Raw genomic sequence first — 5,652 nt, 5'->3', positions numbered from 1 at the left:
TTTCTGAACAAAACCCCCTACTATCTGTTGTCAAGGTTCAGTTTTTAGCTTGGTTATCGCTTTTTCCATTGTAGCTTAAAGCCGTCCTAAAAGGACGGGGTTTTAACCCAAATTTTCGATAACTGTTCACTGAACACAGCAAAAATCTCCCCAACACCTGCCCCCCACCAAAGCCCTTTTTTTGATTCCAGGAAATTCGCACCCATAAGTATGGGAAAGGACTTGACTTTGTCGGCGGTTTGCGTTATGCTTTTCTTATAATGGGAATCTGTGCAAATTTTAGTGAGTGCAAAGATTCCGATTATGAATAAAATCTTTTAAAAATATTATCTCAAAATCTCCCCACAAAAGCAAGCAAAATTTTGCCAATAATTGTTAAGTTTTGTTAAAAAGAAATGGAGAGATCGGCCTTTATCGATGCAGAAGGGATCACCCCCGAACAAAAACAGGATTTGATTCGACTTACTTCCGAATCACCACCGATTATTTTTTCCCTTGCAGTAAGCCAAAACGAATTAAACCCGACTCGTAACCGCGCCGCATTAACCCTAAAGATAAAGCTCCTTGGATAGTAGTGTAACCGCTTGCTAACAAACCAGCGATCGCATCTGTGCTGAGGGCCGAGTCAATCACCACATCCCAAAAAGCGGCCACCGATAGGGACCAATCATCGGTTTTTAGGTCTCGAAAGCCAATGTCACGGGCAATATCGGCGTATTCTGGCAAAGAAATCACATAGGGGAGACAATAAACCCGATAAATCTCGTTTAATAGTTTAATCTCCCCTTCCGTTAAATTACCGGCGAGGGAAGTGGTGGGACGATGACACCAAGTGGCCATCAAAAAAGTCCCCCCGGGCTGCAAAACCCGATAACATTCCCGCAGAAATTGCCTTTTATCGGGCATATGTTCGCCACTTTCCAATGACCAGACCAGATCAAAATTATCGTCAGGAAAGGGGGTTTTTAGGGCATCAGCCACAAGAAAACTCACTTTTTCTTCTAAATTAAACTCTTGCGCTCTTTGGCTGGCTCTAGCGGCTTGTACCGGGGATAGAGTAATCCCCACCGCTTGGCTGTGAAATTTTTCGGCCAGATAAAGACTACTGCCACCAATACCACAACCTAGATCGAGAATCTGATTAGCACTGGTGACATCACCCCAAGTTAATAATTCTTCTATTAAATCAATTTGTGCCTGACGGCGATCGAGTTTAATCTTGCCGCCCCGACCGTAGTAACCATGGTGCATATGTTCGCCCCAAATCCTTTCCCACAGTCCACTAGAGGAGTCATAAAAATCGGCTATTCGTTGATCAAGTTCCATGGTGATTTCCTAGTTAAGAGAGGCACTCTTGGCAGAGAGCCGAAACACTTACTCAACCCTAACCCGAAAATATCAACGACGGACAAAACCCTTCCAAGTCTATCAATGGCTAGGTGGGGTGAAGACCATCAAACCCGACAGCAACCCCGAAAATCGTGTCAGAATAGATCATTGTAGTCACTGATTATCTTTGAGAAAAATATTTATATGTTAGGACGGGACAGCTACGATTTAATCATTGTCGGGGGTGGCATAGTCGGAACCACCCTAGCGGTGGCCTTAAAAAATACAGGATTAAATATCGCTATGATCGAGGAACGCCCCCTAGAGGTGGCCGCCTCCCGTCGTCAAGCTTATGCTCTCTCGTTGATGTCGAGCCGGATTTTTACAGGCTTGGGTATCTGGGATAAAATCTCGCCCAGTATCGGTAAATTTAGTCATATTCGCCTTTCTGATGCCGATTACCCGATTTTTGTCCCCTTTGTGGTCGATGAGCTAAAAACCGATTATTTGGGCTATGTGGGCGAACATCAAGTGATTTTAACCGCCCTGCACAATGCTGGCCAAGATTGCGATCGCATTGACTGGTTATCCCCTGCCAAAGTGTTAGAAGTGGAGTACGGAGCAGAAACAGCCACTGTCACCCTGGAAGAAGCCGGTCAAACCCGAAAAATCACCACAAAATTACTCATCGGGGCCGATGGAGCCAGATCCGCTATCCGGCAAGGGGCGCAAATTAAAACCAAAGGTTGGAAATATTGGCAATCCTGTGTCGCTTTCACCATTAAACATCAACTCGATCGCAACGATACCGCCTTTGAAAGATTTTGGCCCACCGGTCCGATGGGCATTTTACCGCTCCAGGGTAATCGCTGTCAGATCGTTTGGACAAATCCCCATGGGGAAGCGAAAAAACTGCAAGAAATGCCCGAAGCGGAATTTATCAAGAAATTAGAAGCATATACGGGGGGATTACTGGGAAAACTCGAATTAGTTAGCCCCCGCGCTCTCTTTCCCGTACAGTTAATGCAGAGTGATACCTATGTTAAACCCCGACTGGCTTTAATTGGTGATGCCGCTCACTGTTGTCATCCCGTCGGTGGTCAAGGTTTAAATTTAGGCATTCGCGACGCGGCCGCTTTAGCGCAGGTATTAAAGGAAGCAGTGGAAAAGCAAGGGGATATCGGAGCGCTTTCTACCCTAAAATCCTACGAAAAATGGCGTAGATCGGAGAATTTAGCGATTTTAGGCTTCACGGATTTTCTTGATCGCCTGTTCTCCAATAACTGGCCGCCTATCGTTGTCATCCGTCGTCTCGGATTGGCAATTATGCGTGGTTTCCCCCCGTTGAAATTGTTTGCCCTGCAATTAATGACGGGATTAAAAGGACGTATTCCCCAATTAGCTAGATAGCTGGCCGCTAATTCCTGGAATGGGGGAGAAAGGAAGAAAAAAAAAGCTTGCAAAATGCTGCGATTATCGCTATGATGGTTAAGGTTCAATATCGGGGCGTAGCGCAGCTTGGTAGCGCACTACTTTGGGGTAGTAGGGGTCGTGGGTTCGAATCCCGCCGCTCCGATTGCAGAAAAACAGAGAGTTAGGTAGGGATGCAACCAATCCCTACCTTGTCCTGTTTACTGGGAATTCTCTTAATTTATCAGCGTTCCTGATCAAGTTAGTTCACCATTAAGATCACTGTTCTAGCAGAAAATGTCTAATCAAATATCAGCTTACGGTTCCTGGAAATCGCCGATTACCTCCGATCTAATTGTGGCAGCATCGATTAGTCTTGGCGGTGTAACTCTAGACGGAGAAGATATTTATTGGTTAGAAGGCAGACCACAGGAAAAGGGGCGAAATGTTTTAGTTAAATTAAACCCCGACGGCACAACTACAGACATCACTCCAGTGCCTTTTAATGTGCGAACTCGTGTCCATGAATACGGGGGAGGTTCCTATCTAATTGTTGCCGGAATTATCTATTTTTGTAATTTTGCTGATCAAAGAATTTATCGCCAAACTGCTGATAGTTTACCCCAGCCTCTGACCCGAGAAAATTCCTGTCGTTATGCGGATTTAATTCTCGATGAATTTCGCAATCGTTTAATCTGTATTTGTGAAGATCATAGCCAAAAAGATCGGGAACCAGTTAATAGTATTGTCAGCATCGATGTAGATACGGGAGAAATAGAAACTTTAGTATCAGGCGATGATTTTTATACCTCTCCTCGCTTAAGTGCCGACGGTTCTCGATTAGCTTGGATTAGTTGGAATCATCCTAATATGCCCTGGGATAGTTCTTTTCTTTGGGTGGCCGATATTAATCATCTTTATTTGAGTAATATTCGGGTCATTGCTGGTGGTGAAAATGAGTCGGTGTGTGAACCGCGCTGGTCCGCCGATCAACAGTTATATTTTACCAGTGATCGCAATAATTTCTGGAACTTTTATTGCTTTAAACACGATGAACAAATCGAACCAGTTATCGAACCAATTGATGCTGAATTTGCCTACCCTCATTGGGTTTTTGGTTTATCTAACTACGGCTTTGCTGGGGAATCCCAGATTATTTGTAGCTATACAAAAAATGGTCGTTGGTATTTAGGAAGTATCGATACTCTTAATCGAGAATTTCAAGAAATTATTACTGCTGATACTAACATTTATTCTCTACAAGTCAGGGAGAGTAAAATAGTTTTTATTGGCGGTTCTTTCAGGGAAGTAACAGCAGTTATCTCAGGGGATTTAGCCACAGGAACTAGAGAAATTCTCAAATCTTCTAGTAATTTAACTGTTTCTAGCGATTATTTCTCGATTCCGGAAATGCTTGCTTTTCCCACCAGTGAGGGACTAACTGCCTATGCTTGGTATTATCCCCCCAAAAACCCCGATTATACCGCCCCCAATGGCGAATTACCGCCCCTTTTAGTCAAAAGTCACGGTGGACCGACGGCTGCGGCGACCTCTAGTTTAAGTCTGCGGGTGCAATACTGGACCAGTCGCGGCTTTGGCTATCTAGATGTCAATTATGGCGGTAGTACGGGTTATGGTCGTCAATATCGTCAGCGTTTGCTGGGAAATTGGGGAATTGTCGATGTGGAAGACTGCATCAACGGGGCAAAATATTTGGTTAATCAGGGATTAGTCGATGGGGAAAGATTGGCAATTTCCGGAGGCAGCGCCGGTGGTTATACAACTTTAGCGGCCTTAACTTTTCATGATACTTTTAAAGCAGGAGCTAGTTATTACGGAGTTAGTGATTTAGAGGTTTTAGCCAACGATACCCATAAATTCGAGTCGAGATATTTAGATAAATTGGTGGGACTTTATCCTCAAGAAAAGGAAATTTACTATCAGCGATCGCCTATTCATTTTACCGCTCAGTTATCCTGTCCGGTGATCTTTTTCCAAGGTTTAGAAGACCGAGTGGTTCCACCCAATCAAGCGGAAATGATGGTAGAAGCTTTAAAAGCGAAAGGTTTACCCGTTGCTTACGTTCCCTTTGCGGGAGAACAACACGGATTTCGTCAAGCTGAATCGATAAAACGAGCATTAGATGCAGAATTTTATTTCTATTCCCGTCTCTTTGGTTTTACTCCTGCTGATAATTTAGAACCCGTAGAAATTAAGTAGTCGTGCCAAATTAATTTCCTAGGTTCGAGAGGCGCTGAGGCCAATTCAAGTCTGAATTGCATCACTGTCTGAGGCGAATTACCATTGTTGCACAAGTAATACCAAATCCGGTTATTAAAAACTGATTATTTATTTCCCCTTTTGCCTCTTGCCTATTGCCTCTCCTCATAAGTAGCCTATACTCAACGGATTTAGTATAATTATATTTTCTAGATTGTTATAGTTAGATCTTTGTTTTTCAATATAACTGAACTTCCACCGTATGAATATACTAGCTATGGCTAAAAGTCTTACTATGGCTATTATACAGCAAGCTGTCTAGCCACATCGTCACCCCGTCAGGATCGGACTATACCAAATTTCATGATCACCTTTCCCTACTCTTTCAAAATAGCAATTTGCCTCTAATAATCGTTTTTTTAACTCAGGAGTAAAAGATTTTGCCATTAGTTTAAGCTACTTCAATCCTATCGCTCAGTTGATTGATTTCACTCAGGTATCTTTTGTAGGTACGAGTCTGGTTAGGGTTGTCCCAGAAAAATCGGAACTCAACGCTATTGCTACCCCTCTCCTGAAGATCAATATGCAGTGTCTTCTTGACATCCTCGCCGCCGTAAAACGGACGGCGATTCCCAAACCTCACGATTTAGGTTTCTGCTTCTTTCCCGAAGGATTTTTCGCACCGGCCGCCCC

Annotated in this window: 3 protein-coding genes and 1 tRNA gene; 3 read left to right on the top strand and 1 reads right to left on the bottom strand. The window is 43.7% G+C overall.

Going from position 1 to position 5,652, the window contains the following annotated elements:
• Nucleotides 1-483: 483 nt before the first annotated feature.
• Nucleotides 484-1,326 (bottom strand): methyltransferase domain-containing protein, encoded by an 843-nt coding sequence (locus tag IM477_RS00500; protein ID WP_287730034.1) that lies wholly within the window; start codon nt 1,324-1,326, stop codon nt 484-486.
• 207 nt (nt 1,327-1,533) lie between these two features.
• Between IM477_RS00500 and IM477_RS00495 the strand changes: the two genes are divergently transcribed.
• The 3 genes from IM477_RS00495 (at nt 1,534) to IM477_RS00485 (ending at nt 4,959) form a co-directional block, all read left to right on the top strand.
• On the top strand, nt 1,534-2,739 hold the full coding sequence (locus tag IM477_RS00495; RefSeq protein WP_287730030.1) for an FAD-dependent hydroxylase: 1,206 nt from the start codon (nt 1,534-1,536) through the stop codon (nt 2,737-2,739).
• A gap of 92 nt (nt 2,740-2,831) precedes the next feature.
• Nucleotides 2,832-2,905: transfer RNA gene (locus IM477_RS00490), tRNA-Pro, on the top strand.
• 131 nt (nt 2,906-3,036) lie between these two features.
• Nucleotides 3,037-4,959, top strand: a complete 1,923-nt coding sequence (locus IM477_RS00485; protein WP_287730027.1) for a S9 family peptidase — start codon at nt 3,037-3,039, stop codon at nt 4,957-4,959.
• The last annotated feature ends 693 nt before the right edge of the window (nt 4,960-5,652 follow it).

Source organism: Microcystis sp. M090S1, from assembly GCF_020246295.1.
Taxonomy (GTDB): Bacteria; Cyanobacteriota; Cyanobacteriia; order Cyanobacteriales; family Microcystaceae; genus Microcystis; species Microcystis aeruginosa.
Note: the sequence above shows the minus strand (reverse complement) of the source record. Positions and strands in the feature narration are given on the sequence as shown.

Bases quoted from the DNA above. Each gene is read 5' to 3' on its own strand.
- IM477_RS00500 (WP_287730034.1), bottom strand. From the start codon at position 1,326: ATGGAACTTGATCAACGAATAGCCGATTTTTATGACTCCTCTAGTGGA.
- IM477_RS00485 (WP_287730027.1), top strand. From the start codon at position 3,037: ATGTCTAATCAAATATCAGCTTACGGTTCCTGGAAATCGCCGATTACC.
- IM477_RS00495 (WP_287730030.1), top strand. From the start codon at position 1,534: ATGTTAGGACGGGACAGCTACGATTTAATCATTGTCGGGGGTGGCATA.